Source organism: Micromonospora sp. NPDC005707, assembly GCF_040631005.1.
Lineage (GTDB): Bacteria > Actinomycetota > Actinomycetes > Mycobacteriales > Micromonosporaceae > Micromonospora.
In genome coordinates this window covers 179,455-194,428 of sequence record NZ_JBEXYR010000001.1, presented here as the reverse complement: position 1 = coordinate 194,428, position 14,974 = coordinate 179,455, and the positions used below count along the sequence as shown (strand labels likewise).

Below are 14,974 nucleotides of genomic sequence, written 5' to 3'. Positions count from 1 at the left end.
GCAGCCGAGAGATGGACAAGTTCACCACCCACACCGGCACCGCCGTGCCCCTGCGGCGGTCCAACGTGGACACCGATCAGATCATCCCGGCCGTGTACCTCAAGCGGGTGACGCGGACCGGATTCGCGGACGGTCTGTTCAACGCGTGGCGGGAGGACCCGTCATTCGTTCTCAACGATCCTGTCCATTCGGGTGCGTCGATTCTGATCGCCGGCCCCGAGTTCGGCACCGGATCTTCCCGGGAGCACGCCGTCTGGGCGCTGCGGGACTGGGGCTTCCGGGCCGTGATCGCGCCTCGCTTCGGCGACATCTTCCGCGGCAACGCGCTCAAGGAAGGGCTCCTTCCGGTCGAGTTGGAATTGAAAGCCGTGGAAGAACTGTGGGATCTCGTGGAATCGGAGCCGACCACCCCGATCACCGTCGACCTCGCCGCCCGCCAGGTCCACGCCGGTGACGCCACCTGGGCGTTCCCGCTGGACGACCACAGCCGTTGGCGGCTCATGGAGGGCTTGGACGACATTGGACTCACCCTCCGCCACGAGGCCGAGATCAGCGCCTACGAGGCGTCCCGGCCGCCGTTCCTACCGTCGGTCGCCTGACCACAGATAGCTTTTCGCCCCCACCGGCCCGGCCGGTGGGGGCGAATCCGTTACGACACAAGGGCTTTTTTCCACCGAATGTTTGTGTCCAGGCAGCACAGGGCATACCGTGCGCGCAGAATGGCTCGCGACGAGTCAGTTGCACAATCGGGAGGAAGTCGTGAACAAGGCCGAGCTCATCGAGGCGCTCGCCGTTCGCCTGGGGGACCGGAAGACGGCGACGGCCGCGCTCGAGGCGGTCCTCACTGAGGTCCAGGCGGCGGTCACCAAGGGCGAGAAGGTGGCCATCACCGGTTTCGGAGCGTTCGAAAAGCGCATCCGGGGAGCCCGAACAGCCCGCAACCCGCGGACCGGCGAGGCGGTGAAGGTCAAGAAGACCTCCGTCCCGACCTTCCGTGCGGGCGCGGGCTTCAAGGAGATGGTGGCCAGCGGCAAGGTGCCGAAGTCCACCGCCGCCGCCAAGAAGACCACCACGGCCGCCGCGAAGGCCACCGGCGCTAAGGCGACCGGGGCCAAGGCGACCGCCGCGAAGAAGACCACGGCGGCCGGTGCCGCCAAGAAGACCACGGCGGCGAAGGCCACCAAGACCACTGCCGCGACCAAGAAGGCCGCGCCCGCGAAGAAGGCCGCGACCAGGACGACCACGGCGAAGAAGACCACCGCGGCGAAGACGGCCGCGGCCAAGAAGACCACCGCGGCCAAGAAGACGACGGCCGCCAAGAGCACCGCCGCCAAGAAGGCGCCGGCGAAGAAGGCTCCGGCCAAGAAGGCCGCCAGCCGGCGCTGAACGCACGGCCCGAAGGGCGCCCACCGTCCGCGGTGGGCGCCCTTTTTCGTGGGTACGCGTTGACCCGCCGTCCGGCCGGCCCGCAGAATCCTCGTGCCGAACACCCCCGTCGGTCACGAGAAGAGGGGCGCCCGTGCGCCACCGTCACCTCCACACCGCCGCGCTCGCCCTGGGCGTCGTCGTCCTGCTCGACGTGCTGCGCGTGTGGCTGCCGTCGATCATCACCATCTTCGGCCGGGCGGCCGAGACGCCGGCCGAACTCCTCGGTGCCTTCGCCCTCGGCTGGTTCGTGCTCGCCCTCGCCGCGCCCGTCCTGGTCCGCCGGCTCGGTCCCGGTCCGGTGGGCGTGGTCGCGGCCGGGTTGCTGGCCGCCACCCGGCTCGCTCTGACGGCCGCGCCCGGCGGCCGGATCCAGCTCTGGCTGGCCTGCGCCGGCCTGCTCGCCGGCCTGGTCTGGCTCGCCGCGACCGCCGCGACGGTCGCCCGGCCGGTGCCGGGCCTGGCGTTGGGCCTGGCCGGGGCGGCCGCCGGGCACGCCCTGCTCGGCACCGAGGACCTCGTCTGGCGGGGCGGCGTGCTGGGCTGGACGGGGAGCGTCCTGCTGGTGGGCGCCTTCGTCGCCGCCCAGGCGGCCGCGTCGTCGCCGGCGTCGTCGCCGGCCGGGCTCCCCCGCCCGGGGCGGCCGCCGACGCCTCCGTCACCCATCCCCGCCGGCATCCCTGGTCCTGCCGTCGCAGCCGATCCTGCCGTCGCAGCCGGTCCTGCCGTCGCAGCCGGTCCTGCCGTCTCGGCCGGGGCTGCCGTTTCAGCCGATCCTGCCGTCTCAGCCGCTCCTGCCGTCTCGGTCCGTTCCGCCGCACTGTCCCGCAGCGCCGTTTCCGGGCCGGGGCCGGGTGGGGAAGCCGGCCGTGCCGCCTGGCTGCTGGTGGGCCCGGTGCTGTTGCTGGCCGGTCAGTTGGCGCTCGCGCCGGCGGTGTGGGACGCCGCCGCCTCGTACTGGCACGGGTCGGCGGACATGTCGGACCTGGCGCTGCCCCCGGGGCGGCTCGCGGCGGTGCCCGAGGTGGCGATCGGCCTTTTCCTGCTGGCGGTGCTGCTCCGGCCGCCCCGGCCGGTGGCCCGGCTCGTCTGGCCCGCCGCGCTCGTCGTCGGGGCCGGGCTGTTCGCCACCGACCGGGCGAACTGGCTGGCACCGGCGGTCCTGCTCACCGCCGCCGGGCTCGGTGGCTGCCTCGCCCTCGTGGACACCGTCGCCGAGCGGGCGATCGTGCCGGCCGAGCGGGTGTCCGGCGGGACCGTCCCCGCCACGACGAGCCCGGACGGGAACACCGGTTCGGCGCCGGTCCGCGGCTTCGGCGCGGGCGCCGGTGCGGATGCCCCACCGGCCGGGCCGGGCGAGGGTTCCGCCGCCGGTGAACCCGCCGCGCCGGAGCCGAGCGCCACGGACGGTGGCCGGCGGGCCTTCGCCGTTGTCGGCGGCATGCTGGGGTTCGCCGTCGGCGCGGTGGCGTACTACGCCGCCTACGACCTCGGGTACCCGAACGGCTGGGCGCCGGTGCTGGCGGCGCTGGCCGTCGCGGCCGCGGCCGTGGTCGCCCCGCCGTTCGCCGCACCCCCGTTCCGCCCGCCCGTGCCGGTGTGGACGGTCCTTGTGGCGATGCTGCTGACCGCCGTGGGCGGCGGGATCCACCGCCCGGCCCCGGCGCCGCATCCGCCCGTGACGCCACCGGCGGCGGTACGGGTGGTGGCGTACAACATCCGGATGGGGTTCGGGCTGGACGGGCGGCTCGACCTGGACGCGCTGACCCGGGCCGTGGCGGGCAGCCGGCCGGACGTGGTGCTGCTCAGCGAGGTGGACCGGGGCTGGCTGCTCAACGGCGGCCACGACACCCTCGCCCTGCTGGCCGGGTGGCTGCGGATGCCGTACGTCTTCGCGCCCGCCGCCGACCCGGTGTGGGGTGACGCGGTGCTGAGCCGATTCCCCGTGCGGGCCGGCCGGACCCGGCCCCTCGCGGCCCACGGGGCGCCGACCGGGGCGCAGGCGCTCGGCGTCACGCTCGACCTCGGCGGCCGGGAACTCGCCGTGGTCGCCACGCACCTGCAACCGCCGCCGGGGCAAGGCCCGGTGGCCCAGGCCGGCGAGGTGGCCGCCTTCGCCACCGGGTACGCGGCCGGCCGCCCGCTGGTGCTCGGCGGCGACCTGAACACCGAGCCCGGCGATGCCGCGTTCGCCGAGTTCACCCGGGCCGGGCTGGTCGACGCGCTGGCCGCGGCCCGCCCGCTGCGGACCAGCCCGGCCGACGACCCGCGCAGCCAGATCGACCACGTCTTCGTCTCGCCGGGTCTCACCCCGTCCGGGGCGGCGGCACCGCGCGGCACCGCCAGCGACCACCTGCCGGTCGCGGTGACTCTCACCCTGCCGTAAGACCTTCCCGGCCACGTGGCACCGGCCCTGCCGAGGCGCCGTCCGGTCGCGCGGTGGCACCGGCCCTGCCGAGGCGCCCTCCGGTCGCGGTGACACTGGCCCTGCACGCACCGGGGGGTGTTGGAAGGGGACGGCCGGCTCTGCCGGAGGCGTCAGCAGGGGCCCTTACAGCCGGTCGGCGGCGAGCAGCCGGTCGCCGGTGAAGGCGAGCAGCCAGCCGCCGCCCTTCGGGGTGGTGAAGTCGTCGGCGCGGCCGACCAGCCGTTCCAGCGCGCCCGGGATCACCTTGCCCTGGCTGCACACGGCGACCGTTTCCCGGTCGGCGGCCAGTGCGGTGAGCCGGGCCGCGGCGGCCAGCGCGCACTCGTCCGGTTGCTGGCCGGGGCGTGGCTCGTCCAGATCGCCGACCACCTCGATGGGCAGGTCCAGCAGGGCGGCCGCCGGGTCGAGGGTCTGCACGCAGCGCCGGGCCGAGGCGGAGACCAGGCGGGCCGGGCGGACCAGGGCGACCAGCGGGGCGAGTGCCTGCGCCTGGGCCCAGCCCTCGGCGTCCAGCGGCCGGCCGTCGTCCGGGCCGGTCCAGGTGCCCCGCTTGCCGGCGTGCGCGTGCCGGACCAGCAGGACGGTGGCGGTGACGGGCGGCAGCGCCGCGAACGCGGCGATCACCTCGGCGTCGTGCGGGTAGCTGACCCGGCGTTCCGCCTCGTCGGTGGGGAACCAGGCCACCTCGTCCACCTCGGTGTCGGGCTGGAAGCCGCCCTGCGCGGCGGCCCGCATCGACCAGTAGTCGACGGCCTTCGGCCGGCCCTCGCTGCGGTAGCGGACGGTGGGCAGGCGCACCTGCGGCACGGCCCGGACGTCGCTCTCCTCGGCGACCTCCCGGACGGCGGCCCGCAGCGGGTGCTCGCCGGCGTCCAGCTTGCCCTTGGGCAGCGACCAGTCGCCGTACCGGGGGCGGTGCACCAGGCAGATCTCGACGCCGCCGGTGGCCGGGCGCCAGACGACCCCGCCCGCCGCCCGGATCCGCGCCGGCTCGTCGTCCGTCATCCGCTCACCGTATGCCCGCTCCGAGCGGGTCGTGGTCCGGTCAGCCCGCCCTACCGCCGACCCGGTGCAGGAGCAGGTCCTGCAGGTGGGTCAGCGGCGTGTCGTCGGTGCCGGTGCGGCGCTGCCAGGTGCCGTCCGCCGCGAGCTCGAAGGCGTCCACGTCCGGGCTGAACGCGGCGGTGAGCACGTGGTCCAGCTCGGCCCGGGCCACCGGGTCGCTCACCTGCACCAGCGCCTCCACCCGGCGGTCCAGGTTGCGGTGCATCAGGTCGGCCGAGCCCATCCAGAACTCCGCGTCGCCGTTGTTGCCGAACCGGAAGATCCGCGAGTGCTCCAGGAACCGGCCGAGGATCGAGCGGACCCGGATGTTCTCCGACAGCCCCGGCACGCCCGGCCGCAGCGTGCACATGCCCCGGATCAGCAGGTCGACGTGCACCCCGGCCCGGGACGCCCGGTAGAGCGCGTCGGTGATCTCCTCGTCGACCAGCGCGTTCACCTTGAACTGCACGAGGCCGGGCATGCCCAGCCGGACGTGCTCGATCTCCCGCTCGATCCGCTCGATGAGGCCGCTGCGGATGCCCTGCGGGGCCACCAGGAGCCGCCGGTACGCGGTCTGCCGGCTGTAGCCGGTGAGCACGTTGAACAGGTCGGTGAGGTCGGCGCCGATCTCCGGGTCGGCGGTGAGCATGCCGAAGTCCTCGTAGAGCCGGGCGGTCTTCGGGTGGTAGTTGCCGGTGCCGATGTGGCAGTAGCGGCGGATCTGGTTGCCCTCCTGGCGTACGACCAGGGCGGTCTTGCAGTGCGTCTTCAGGCCGACCAGGCCGTAGACCACATGGCAGCCGGCCCGCTCCAGGGTGCGCGCCCAGCCGATGTTGGCCACCTCGTCGAAGCGCGCCTTCAGCTCGACCAGCACCACCACCTGCTTGCCGGCGGCGGCCGCGTCGACCAGCGCGTCGACGATGGGGGAGTCGCCGCTGGTGCGGTAGAGGGTCTGCTTGATGGCCAGCACGTTCGGGTCGGCGGCGGCCTGCTCGACGAAGCGCTGCACGCTGGTCGCGAACGAGTGGTACGGGTGGTGCACCAGCACGTCCCCGTCCCGCAGGGTGGCGAAGACGCTGCGCGGCACCTCGCCCTCGGCGAGCCGGGGGTGGGTGGCCGGCACGAACGGCGGGTCCTTGAGGTCCGGGCGGTCGGCCTCGCCGTAGACCTGCCAGAGCGCGGAGAGGTCGAGCAGGCCGCGGACCCGGAGCACGTCCTGGCTGTCCATGTCCAGCTCGCGGACGAGCAGCTCCAGCATGTGGTCGGAGATGGAGGCGGCCACCTCCAGCCGGACCGGCGGGCCGAACCGGCGTCGCGCCAGCTCCCGTTCCAGGGCCTGGAGCAGGTCCTCGTCGCGGTCCTCGTCGACCTCCACCTCGGCGTTGCGGGTGACCCGGAACAGGTGGCACTCGACCACCTGCATGCCGGAGAAGAGCTGCCCGAGGTGCACCGAGATGAGGTCCTCGACCGGCAGGAAGCGCACCCCCGGCTGGTCGCGGGCCACCCGGACGAACCGGGGCACGTTGTTCGGCACCTTCACCCGGGCGAACAGCTCCGAGCCGCCGTCCGGGTCGCGCACCGAGACGGCCAGGTTCAGCGACCGGCCGGAGATGTAGGGGAACGGGTGCGCGGGGTCCACCGCGAGCGGGGTGAGCACCGGGAAGATGTGCTCGCGGAACCAGGTGCGCAGCCGTTCCCGCTCCGCGTCGTCGAGGTCGCTCCAGCGCAGGATCCGGATGTCCTCGGCGGCCAGCTTCGGCAGCACGTCGTCGACGAAGCAGGCGGCGTGCCGGGAGACCAGGTCGGCGGTCTTCTCGGCGATCAGCTCCAGCTGGGTCCGCAGCGGCAGCCGGTCGCCGCCGCGCACCGGCAGGCCGGCGGAGAGCCGCCGCTTCAGCCCGGCCACCCGCACCATGTAGAACTCGTCCAGGTTGCTGCCGAAGATGGCCAGGAACTTGGCCCGTTCCAGCAGCGGCGTGCGGGGATCCTCGGCCAGCGCCAGCACCCGGGCATTGAAGTCGAGCCAGGAGAGCTCTCGGTTGAAGAACCGGTCCTCCGGCAGCGGCCGGGCCGCCGGCGGCTCCACCTGCGGGCCCGGCCCCTCGACCGGGTCGAGGGACTCCTCCAGCCCCGCGGAGGCCGCCGCCGCGGGCTCGGGGCTGACGCTCTCCTCGGGCGGGCGGACGCGGCGGAACCGGCCGTCGGCGCCGCGGGTCGACGCGCCGTTGCGGGGCGCGCCGGGATCGACGAGGTTACGGGGACCGTCGGGGTGCTCGCGAGGGGTGCTCACCACCTCATGATTCCCCGACAAGGGTGAACGGAAAATGAACTCGGGGCAGGTTGGTCACGCCATCGTCGGCAACGTCACCCGGACGACCTCGCCGGCGGCGTCCCGCTCGATGCGGACCCGCTGCCCGAGCCGGAGCAGCCGCAGCCCGGAGGCGTCGAACGCCCGGGCCGGGAAGGCCAGCTCGGTGCCGTCGTCGAGGAGCAGCACGCCGCTGCGGGTCGACGCGTCGTAGGTGGCCACCGTGCCCTGCATGCCAGCACCGTACCCGACGTCCAGGCCGGCCCGGGCCAGCAGCGCGGCGGTGCGCGGACCGGCGCCGAGCCGGGCCGCGGCGGCCAGGTCGGCCGGGGTGTCCACGTCCCGGCGCAGGGTGGGCCAGCCGCCGGGCAACGGCCGGGCCCCGCTCGCCGCGTGCGCCGCCGCCGAGCCGGGGCCGAAGCGGGGCGCCAGGGGCACCCCGGGCGGCGCGGCGAGCAGCACGGTGCCGCTGCCCGGGGCATCGGCCACGAACCCGCGTACCCCGTCGGTGGGGACGGCCCGCAGCGCCTCGGCCAGGTCGGCCGGGCGCAGCGCCGGCAGGTCGGCGGTGAGGCCGGCCACCGCGGCGCGCGGGCCGGCCACCGCCGCGCCGTGCCGGAAGGCCCCGTTCAGCCCGGCCGCCGGGTCCGGCACGACCGCCGCGCCGGCCGCCGTCGCCTCCGCCGCCACCCGGGGGTCGTCGGTCACCACCAGCACCCCGGCCACCGCCGGGCAGGCCCGCACCGCGCGGACCGTGTCGGCCGCCAGGGCCAGCGCCAGCTCCTCGTGGGGTACGCCGGACAGCGCGCCCCGCAGGCGGCTCTTCGCCACTCCGAGGCGCTTCACCGGCACCACGACGGTCCAGGTCGGCTCAGGCACGTGACAATCCTGCCAGCCGGACGGCGGTACCCTCACTGGCCGGACCCGGAGCGAGCAGGCATGATTTCGTCCCGGGGCGTGCGCGCGTGGGGCGGAACGAGGAGGCAGGGTGGCACCGCGGAGGCTGGGATTCTGGCCACGGTTCGCCGTGGTGCTGGTGAAGCCGGTGTTGACCGTCTGGACCCGCCGCACGTGGCGGGGGATGGAGCACCTTCCTCGCGAGGGCGGCATCATCATCGTGCCGAACCACATCTCGCACGCGGACCCGCTGGTGTCCGCGCACTTCATCCACGACGCCGGGCGCTGGCCGCAGTTCCTCGGCAAGGCCAGCGTGTTCAAGGTGCCGGTGATCGGCTGGATCCTGCACCGGTGCAAGCAGATCCCGGTCGAGCGCGGCAGCGTCGAGGCGGCCCGGTCGCTGGACAAGCTGGTGGCCGCGGTGCACGAGGGCGGCGCGGTGGTGATCTACCCGGAGGGGACCACCACCCGCGAGCCGGACCTGTGGCCCATGAAGGGCAAGACCGGCGCGGCGCGGCTGGCGCTGGCCACCGGCGCCCCGGTGATCCCGGTGGCCATGGTCGGGCCGGAGCGGATGTTCGACCCGCGGACCGCCCGGGTCGGGCTGCGCCCGCGTACCCCGGTGACGGTGGTCGCCGGGCCGCCGGTGGACCTGAGCCGGTGGGCGGGCGCCACGCCGACCCGGGCGATCCTGGAGGAGATGACGGACACGATCATGCTGCGGATCCGGGACCTGGTCGCCGAGATCCGCGGCGGCACACCACCACCGCTGTGGGAGCGGCCGGCCCGGACGCGCACGCCCGAGGTGACCGAGTGAGCGAGCGTAGCGAGCGAACCAGCCAGCTCAGTGCGCTGGAGCCTCATGTCGTCGCCGACCGAAGGGAGGCGACGGCATGAGCGGGCATGTCGCGGTGCTGGGGGCGGGCTCGTGGGGCACCGCGTTCGCCAAGATCCTCGCCGACGCCGGCCGGGACGTGACCATCCTGGCCCGGCGCGCCTCGGTGGCCGAGGCGATCCGGACCGGGCGCCACAATCCGGACTACCTGCCGGACGTGCGGCTGCCCGAGCGGGTCACCGCGACCGGGGACGCCGAGGAGGCGATCGCCGGCGCCGAGGTGGTGGTGCTCTCCGTGCCGTCGCAGACGCTGCGCGGCAACCTCGCCGACTGGACCCCGTACCTGGACGCGGACGCCACGCTCGTCTCCCTCATGAAGGGCATCGAGCTGGGCACCACCAAGCGGATGAGCCAGGTGATCATGGAGACCGCCGGGGTGCCGGCCGACCGGGTGGTGGTCGTCTCCGGGCCCAACCTGGCCCCGGAGATCGCCGCCGAGCAGCCGGCCGCGACAGTGGTCGCCGGCACCGACAGCCGCCGGACCGCGCTCGTCCAGTCGTCGATCCGCACGCCGTACTTCCGGCCGTACACCAACGACGACGTGATCGGCTGCGAGCTGGGCGGGGCCGTGAAGAACGTGATCGCCCTGTCGTACGGCATCGCCACCGCCATGGGCTTCGGCGACAACACCCGGGCCATGCTCATGACCCGCGGCCTGGCCGAGACCGCCCGGCTGGGCGTGGCGCTCGGCGCCGACCCGATCACCTTCGCCGGCCTGGCCGGCATGGGTGACCTGGTGGCCTCCTGCTCGTCGCCGCTGGCCCGCAACCGCACCTTCGGCGAGCACCTGGGCCGGGGGGAGACCCTGGAGCAGGCCCAGGCGGCCACCCGGCAGACGGCCGAGGGCGTCAAGAGCTGCCTGGCCATCCGGGACCTGGCCCGGGCGCACGGGGTGGAGATGCCGATCACCGAGCAGATCGAGCGGATCTGCCACGAGGGGATGGACCCGCGGCTCGCCGTGGACGCCCTCATGAGCCGGACCGCGAAGCCCGAGTCGTACGAGTGAGGCGGCGATGACCGACGAGTGGGGTGACGGCACGCGCAGCGTCCACGCGGGGCTGCCCGCGCCGGAACCGGGACAGCCCTTCCTGCCCGGGCCGGTCTTCGCGGCGCCGTACCACCTGGATCCGTGGCGGGGGCCGGAGGCGACCCCCAACGGGTACGGGCGACCCGACAACCCCACCCGGCGGCTGCTGGAGGCGGCCGTCGGCGAGCTGGAGGGCGGCGACTGCCGGGTCTTCGCCAGCGGCCAGGCGGCCATCACGGGGCTGCTGCTGGCCCTGCTGCGCCCCGGGGACACCGTGCTGCTCCCCGCCGACGGCTACTTCCCGGTGCGCGCCTTCGCCACCGCCACCCTGGAGGGCATCGGGGTACGCGTCGGCTTCGTGCCGACCGCCGGGCCGTACCCGTCGTTCGAGGGTGTCCGGCTGGTGCTGCTGGAGACCCCGGCGAACCCGGGCCTGGACGTGGCCGACGTGCCGGCGCTGGCCGTCGCGGCGCACGGCGCCGGGGCCCTGGTGGCGGTCGACAACACCACCGCCACCCCGCTCGGGCAGCGCCCGCTGGAGCTCGGCGCCGACGTGGTGGTCGCCTCCGGCACCAAGGCCCTCACCGGCCACTCCGACCTGCTGCTCGGCTACGTGGCGACCCGCTCGGCCGAGCTGCTCGACGCGGTGACCGCCTGGCGGACCACGACCGGCGGGGTGCCCGGGCCGTTCGACTGCTGGCTGGCCCACCGCTCGCTGGCGACCGTGGACCTGCGGCTGGGCCGGCAGACCGCCAACGCCGAGGCGCTGGCCGGGCTGCTCGCGGGCCGCGGCGACGTCACCGGCCTACGCTGGCCCGGGCTGCCGACCGATCCCGCGTACCCGGTGGCCTCGGTCCAGATGCGACGGATGCCGGGCGTGCTCTCCTTCGACCTGGGTGACGCCGACCGGGTGGCCCGGTTCCTCGACGCGTCCCGCCTGGTGTCCGCCGCCACGTCGTTCGGCGGGCTGCACACCACCGCCGACCGGCGGGCGCAGTGGGGGGACGACACCGCGCCCGGCTTCGTCCGGCTCTCCTGCGGCATCGAGGACGCCGCCGACCTGGTGGCCGACGTGACCGCCGCACTCGACGCGGCCTGACGCGGGCCGGCCCGCTCCGCTAGGGTGACGGGCAGCAGCGGCCCGCGCGGGCCCCGACCGGAGGAGGTGAGACCGATCCATCAGCAGAGGACCGGCGCTCCCTCCGAGTCCGCGTCGCCCCAGGGTTAGGCGACGCCGGGAGCGCCGACGAGCGTTCCCGAAAGGCCTGCCATGCCAGCCACCCTGTTCTCTCCCGACCGTCCCGCCCTCGTCCGGCGGCTGCGCGCCGCCGGCTGCGTCTTCGCCGAGGACGAGGCGGACCTGCTCATCGCCGCCGCCGACTCGGCCGAGGCGCTGACCGACCTGGTCGACCGCCGGGTCGCCGGCCTACCGCTGGAGCACCTGCTCGGCTGGGCCGAGTTCTGCGGCTTGCGGGTCGCCGTCGACCCGGGGGTGTTCGTGCCCCGCGGGCGCACCGCCCTGCTGGTCGACGCCGCCGCGGCGGTGGCCGGCCCGGCGCCCGCCGTGCTCGACCTCTGCTGCGGGTCGGGCGCCGCCGCGCTCGTGCTGCACGGCCGCCTGTCGCCCCGCTGGCTGGCCGCCGCCGACGTCGACCCGGCCGCGGTGGCCTGCGCCCGGCGCAACCTGACCCCGCTGGGCGTGCCGGTCTACGAGGGCGACCTGTTCGCACCGCTGCCGACCCGGTGGCGGGGGCGGCTGGACCTGGTGGTGGCCAACGCCCCGTACGTGCCGAGCGACGCCGTGGCGATGCTGCCGCCGGAGGCACGACTGCACGAGGCCCCGGTGGCGCTGGACGGCGGCGCGGACGGGCTGGCCGTGCTGCGCCGGGTGGCCGCCGGCGCGGCCGAGTGGCTGGCCCCCGGCGGGCACCTGGCCGTGGAGGTGAGCGCCGGCCAGGCCGGGACGCTCTGCGGGATCATGGCCGACGCCGGCCTGGACCCGTCCGTGGTGCACGACGACGACCTGGAGGCGACCGCCGTCACCGCCCGCCGTCCCGGGTGAGACGCCGCCCGACCCCGCCCGTGCCGAGACCGGGCGGGCGGGGTCGCGCGACCGTGGCGGGACGCCCCGGCTCGAACTAGCCTCAGGTCAGGCTCGGCGGGAGGCGGTGGCGGTGGGCAGCGCGGGTGTGCCGGTGGTGGTGGGTCTGGACAACGGCGGCACGAGCAACAACGCCACCGTGCTGACGGTCGACGGCCGGTTCCTGGTGGACGGGCTGGTGGAGATCCCGAGCGAGGTCCAGGCGGGCCCGGACGCGGCGATCGAGGCCCTCGCCCGGGCGTTCGACGGCGTGCTGGCGCTGACCGGGGTGCCCCGCGAACTGGTCCGCGCGGTCGGGCTGGACACCCCCGGCCCGGCCAGCGCCACCGGGGTGATCTCCTCGCGCGGCTCGACCAACTTCTCCCAGCCGGCGTGGCGCGGCTTCGACGTGCGCGGCGCGCTGGAGCACCGGCTCGGCCTGCCGGTGGTCTACGCCAACGACGGCAACGCGGCGGCCCTCTACGCGCACCACGTGCACTTCGGCGCCGACGCGATGGCGCGCTCCTCGGTCGCCGCGATCGTGGGCACGGGGCTCGGTGGCGGCGTGGTGGAGGGCGGCCGGGTGGTCGGCGGCGCGGCCGGTATGGCGGGCGAGTTCGGGCACGTGCACATCCCGCTCGACGGGCTGCTCGGGCCGGGCCAGCCGGTGCCCGTGTGCGCCTGTGGCTTCGCCGGGGACGTGGAGAGCGTCGCCTCGCTCACCGCCATCGTGAACAACCTGCTGCCGTACTGGCTGGGCCGGTTTCCGGGGCATCCGCTGGCCGCCGAGGAGCCGGCCCGGGCGGCGAAGCTGGTTCGCGGCTACGGCGAGCGGGGCGACCGGTTGGCCCGCGAGGTCTTCACCCAGCAGGCCATGGCGCTGGGCCGGCTGTTCACCATCGCGGCCAACTTCACCGACCCGCACGCGTACTTCGTGGGTGGCGGGGTCGTGGAGGCGGCACCCGAGTTCCGCGACTGGTTCCTGGCCGCCGTGCGGGAGCACACCGTGCTGCGCGCCGAGCAGCGCGCGGTGGCCACCTTCGCGCTGGTGCCCGACCGGGACATGGCCGGGGCGCGCGGGGTGGCCATCGCGGCGCTGGAGGCGGTCCGCGGCGGGGTCACCGCCGGTCCGCTGGTCGCCGGCTGAGCCGCGACACCACCGCCTGAGCCGCGACAGCACCGGCTGAGCCGCGACATCAGCGCCACGGCCAGAGGCTGAGCCGCGGTGCGGCCGGCCGGCGGATTCAGGGGCGCGGTGGGGCGTCGGTGAAGGCGGCCCACGCGGCCGGCGGGAAGACCAGCACCGGGCCGGCCGGGTCCTTGGAGTCGCGGACCGCGACCGCCTCCGGCAGCGGCGCCATCTCGACGCACGCGCCCTCGTCGCCGCTGTGGCTGCTCTTGCGCCAGCCGGTGGCCGGCGGGTGCGGGCTGTTCGTGCCGTTCATGGGTTCTACCTCCCGTTCAGCAGGCGGAGCAGCTCGTCCCGTGTGGCCGCCGGGCTCAGCGCCACGGTCCGCAGGTGCTCCATGATCTTGGTGCAGGTGCGCAGGTCGCCCGGCCGGTCCAGCACCATCTGCCCGGCGACGGTCTCCACCGAGGCGATGATCGGGTCCTCCGGATCGGCGAACTCCAGGATGTGCAGCGACCCCCGGGTCCCCCGGTGGTATCCGGCGGACAGGGGAATCACCTGCACGGTGATGTTGGGCAGCTCGGCCATTTTCAGCAGGTGCTGGAGCTGACCTCCCATCACGGTGCGATCGCCGACCGGCCGCAGCAACGCGCCCTCGTCGATGATGGCGTCGAGGATCGGCGGATCGTCACCTGTCAGCCGTTGCTGGCGGTCGAGCCGCAGCTTGACCCGCTGCTCCACCTGCTCGTCGCTGAGGGTGTGCGGGCCGCCGCGCATCACCCCGCGGATGTAGTCGGCGGTCTGCAGCAGGCCCGGCACCACCGACGGTTCGAAGTTGGCGATCCCGGTCGCCTCCGCCTCCAGGGCGATGAAGTCGATGGTCCGCCGGTCCAGCAGGTACGAGTAGGACACCCACCAGCCGGGCTTGCGGGCGTCCTTGGCGAGCTGCACGGCCCCGGCGATCTCGTCGGGCCCCACCCCGTAGAGGGTGAGCAGCGCCCGCACGGTGGCCGGGTTGACCAGCGTCTGCGCGTTCTCGTAGCGGGACAGGGTGCTGCGGGTGCTGTTGATCTCGTCGGCCGCGGCCTCCAGGGTGAGGCCGGCGGCCTCCCGGTGGGTCCGCAGGGCGATGCCGAGCCGTCGGGCCCGGGCGGTCTTCGGCGCCATGCATCGATGGTCGCACATCGATGGGAGCTTGGGCATGAGAGAAATCCGATGAGAGTTGCATTCACGCGTGTCCACCTGTCAATCTGTGACGGCGTCCTCACCGCCGGTTGTCGTGGCGACGGTGGTGGTGAGCGACCGGAGGGGATGGGGCGCGCGGTGATCGGGTTTTACTCCCCCACGACCCGATCGCCGCGTGCCCGTACCGGCACGCCAGACGGGGAGGAATCGCGATGACGGTGACGGCCTGCCACCCCGCCGACGGGGGTGCGCGGCGATGACCCGCTTCCTCGTGGTCCTCACCGACGTACGCCCCCTCGACGGGATCTGGCGCAACGAGCGGACCAGCCCCGAGCGGCGCCGGCAGGTGGTCGGCGCGAGCAGCCGCGAGGCGGCGGACCGGATCGCCGGCGCCTTCATGGCGCTGGGCATGGTCCGCGCCGGCCGGCAACGGGTCAAGGTCATCGCGGTCGGCCGCCGGCCCCTGATCGCGGACCACGGGAGCTGAACCGGGCCCGCCCCCGGGACGCGGTGACGGGGGGCGGGGAGCCGGGCGGCCGGTGGCAGGTCCCGCCAC

14 protein-coding genes and 1 pseudogene are annotated in these 14,974 nt (G+C 75.0%); 9 read left to right on the top strand and 6 right to left on the bottom strand.

What is annotated here, in order from left to right:
- Nucleotides 1-11 precede the first annotated feature (11 nt).
- The 3 genes from leuD to ABZ452_RS00910 all read left to right on the top strand — a co-directional run bounded on the left by leuD (nt 12) and on the right by ABZ452_RS00910 (nt 3,811).
- On the top strand, nt 12-599 hold the full coding sequence (gene leuD, locus ABZ452_RS00920) for a 3-isopropylmalate dehydratase small subunit (RefSeq protein WP_357937478.1): 588 nt from the start codon (nt 12-14) through the stop codon (nt 597-599).
- Nucleotides 600-759: 160 nt separating this feature from the next.
- Nucleotides 760-1,386: an HU family DNA-binding protein gene (locus ABZ452_RS00915; protein WP_357937477.1), complete on the top strand. Its 627-nt coding sequence runs from the start codon at nt 760-762 to the stop codon at nt 1,384-1,386.
- Nucleotides 1,387-1,519: 133 nt separating this feature from the next.
- On the top strand, nt 1,520-3,811 hold the full coding sequence (locus ABZ452_RS00910) for an endonuclease/exonuclease/phosphatase family protein (protein ID WP_357937475.1): 2,292 nt from the start codon (nt 1,520-1,522) through the stop codon (nt 3,809-3,811).
- A gap of 165 nt (nt 3,812-3,976) precedes the next feature.
- On the opposite strand, the gene ABZ452_RS00905 is transcribed toward ABZ452_RS00910, so the two are convergent.
- From ABZ452_RS00905 to cofC, 4 genes and pseudogenes are all read right to left on the bottom strand, one after another.
- The gene (locus ABZ452_RS00905; RefSeq protein WP_357937473.1) at nt 3,977-4,858 is read right to left on the bottom strand and encodes an NUDIX hydrolase; all 882 of its coding nucleotides are present in this window, start codon (nt 4,856-4,858) and stop codon (nt 3,977-3,979) included.
- A 40-nt stretch (nt 4,859-4,898) separates the two neighbouring features.
- Nucleotides 4,899-7,187, bottom strand: coding sequence for an RNA degradosome polyphosphate kinase (locus ABZ452_RS00900; protein WP_357937472.1), 2,289 nt, complete (start codon nt 7,185-7,187; stop codon nt 4,899-4,901).
- Nucleotides 7,188-7,241: 54 nt separating this feature from the next.
- Entirely contained in the window at nt 7,242-7,439 is a 198-nt protein-coding gene (locus ABZ452_RS00895; RefSeq protein ID WP_212838810.1) for a hypothetical protein, read from the bottom strand.
- 39 nt (nt 7,440-7,478) lie between these two features.
- Nucleotides 7,479-8,084: pseudogene (gene cofC / locus ABZ452_RS00890) on the bottom strand (2-phospho-L-lactate guanylyltransferase); the annotation flags it as partial.
- Nucleotides 8,085-8,193: 109 nt separating this feature from the next.
- Between cofC and ABZ452_RS00885 the strand changes: the two are divergent.
- The 5 genes from ABZ452_RS00885 to ABZ452_RS00865 all read left to right on the top strand — a co-directional run bounded on the left by ABZ452_RS00885 (nt 8,194) and on the right by ABZ452_RS00865 (nt 13,251).
- Entirely contained in the window at nt 8,194-8,919 is a 726-nt protein-coding gene (locus ABZ452_RS00885; RefSeq protein WP_357937470.1) for a lysophospholipid acyltransferase family protein, read from the top strand.
- 76 nt (nt 8,920-8,995) lie between these two features.
- On the top strand, nt 8,996-10,003 hold the full coding sequence (locus tag ABZ452_RS00880) for an NAD(P)H-dependent glycerol-3-phosphate dehydrogenase (RefSeq protein ID WP_357937468.1): 1,008 nt from the start codon (nt 8,996-8,998) through the stop codon (nt 10,001-10,003).
- Between the two features lie 7 nt (nt 10,004-10,010).
- Nucleotides 10,011-11,123: a cystathionine gamma-lyase gene (locus tag ABZ452_RS00875; protein WP_357937466.1), complete on the top strand. Its 1,113-nt coding sequence runs from the start codon at nt 10,011-10,013 to the stop codon at nt 11,121-11,123.
- A gap of 171 nt (nt 11,124-11,294) precedes the next feature.
- Nucleotides 11,295-12,086 carry a putative protein N(5)-glutamine methyltransferase gene (locus ABZ452_RS00870; protein WP_357937465.1) on the top strand — a complete coding sequence of 264 codons (792 nt, stop codon included), beginning with the start codon at nt 11,295-11,297 and terminating at the stop codon, nt 12,084-12,086.
- Between the two features lie 112 nt (nt 12,087-12,198).
- Entirely contained in the window at nt 12,199-13,251 is a 1,053-nt protein-coding gene (locus ABZ452_RS00865) for an ROK family protein (protein ID WP_357937463.1), read from the top strand.
- Between the two features lie 97 nt (nt 13,252-13,348).
- Here ABZ452_RS00865 and ABZ452_RS00860 read toward each other — a convergent pair whose 3' ends face one another.
- Complete coding sequence (locus ABZ452_RS00860; protein ID WP_357937461.1) at nt 13,349-13,549, bottom strand: DUF397 domain-containing protein; 201 nt, start codon at nt 13,547-13,549, stop codon at nt 13,349-13,351.
- Nucleotides 13,550-13,554: 5 nt separating this feature from the next.
- Nucleotides 13,555-14,400 (bottom strand): helix-turn-helix transcriptional regulator, encoded by an 846-nt coding sequence (locus ABZ452_RS00855; RefSeq protein WP_357937459.1) that lies wholly within the window; start codon nt 14,398-14,400, stop codon nt 13,555-13,557.
- 274 nt (nt 14,401-14,674) lie between these two features.
- Here ABZ452_RS00855 and ABZ452_RS00850 point away from each other — a divergent pair, with 274 nt between their 5' ends.
- Nucleotides 14,675-14,905: a hypothetical protein gene (locus tag ABZ452_RS00850; protein WP_357937457.1), complete on the top strand. Its 231-nt coding sequence runs from the start codon at nt 14,675-14,677 to the stop codon at nt 14,903-14,905.
- Nucleotides 14,906-14,974 lie beyond the last annotated feature (69 nt).

Bases quoted from the DNA above. Each gene is read 5' to 3' on its own strand.
- leuD (WP_357937478.1), top strand. From the start codon at position 12: ATGGACAAGTTCACCACCCACACCGGCACCGCCGTGCCCCTGCGGCGG.
- ABZ452_RS00905 (WP_357937473.1), bottom strand. From the start codon at position 4,858: ATGACGGACGACGAGCCGGCGCGGATCCGGGCGGCGGGCGGGGTCGTC.
- ABZ452_RS00895 (WP_212838810.1), bottom strand. From the start codon at position 7,439: ATGCAGGGCACGGTGGCCACCTACGACGCGTCGACCCGCAGCGGCGTG.
- ABZ452_RS00880 (WP_357937468.1), top strand. From the start codon at position 8,996: ATGAGCGGGCATGTCGCGGTGCTGGGGGCGGGCTCGTGGGGCACCGCG.
- ABZ452_RS00875 (WP_357937466.1), top strand. From the start codon at position 10,011: ATGACCGACGAGTGGGGTGACGGCACGCGCAGCGTCCACGCGGGGCTG.
- ABZ452_RS00870 (WP_357937465.1), top strand. From the start codon at position 11,295: ATGCCAGCCACCCTGTTCTCTCCCGACCGTCCCGCCCTCGTCCGGCGG.
- ABZ452_RS00860 (WP_357937461.1), bottom strand. From the start codon at position 13,549: ATGAACGGCACGAACAGCCCGCACCCGCCGGCCACCGGCTGGCGCAAG.
- ABZ452_RS00855 (WP_357937459.1), bottom strand. From the start codon at position 14,400: ATGGCGCCGAAGACCGCCCGGGCCCGACGGCTCGGCATCGCCCTGCGG.
- ABZ452_RS00850 (WP_357937457.1), top strand. From the start codon at position 14,675: ATGACCCGCTTCCTCGTGGTCCTCACCGACGTACGCCCCCTCGACGGG.